The sequence below is a fragment of the Spongiactinospora gelatinilytica genome (assembly GCF_003236385.1).
GTDB lineage: Bacteria > Actinomycetota > Actinomycetes > Streptosporangiales > Streptosporangiaceae > Spongiactinospora > Spongiactinospora gelatinilytica.
Genome location: NZ_POUA01000935.1, coordinates 1 through 392, shown reverse-complemented (window position 1 = coordinate 392; position 392 = coordinate 1). Strand labels below are relative to the sequence as shown.

1 protein-coding gene is annotated in these 392 nt (G+C 42.3%); it reads left to right on the top strand.

Going from position 1 to position 392, the window contains the following annotated elements; translation table 11 throughout:
* Nucleotides 1-392: phosphoglycerate kinase (gene pgk / locus C1I98_RS46875; RefSeq protein WP_111172270.1), on the top strand; the 392-nt coding region annotated here is incomplete at both ends.

The following is a 392-nucleotide window of genomic DNA, read 5'->3' as shown; positions in this document are numbered from 1 at the left end:
AAGTAAAAACGATCCTGAACTTGGCAAATACTGGGCATCACTTGGCGACATGTTCGTAAACGATGCTTTCGGTACAGCTCACCGTGCCCACGCTTCAAACGTTGGTGTTGCTGAAGCAATGAAGGCTGACGGCAAGCAAGTTGCTGCTGGTTTCCTTATGGAAAAAGAAATCAAGTTCTTGGGTGAAGCTGTTGACGAACCTAAGCATCCATTTGTTGCTATTTTAGGTGGCGCAAAGGTTTCTGACAAGATTGGTGTAATTGATCACTTACTTAATAAAGCTGACAAAGTTATTATTGGTGGTGGTATGACATACACATTCTACGCTGCTAAAGGCATGAGCATTGGTAACTCACTTGTTGAAGCTGACAAGATTGATGTTGCTAAAGAAA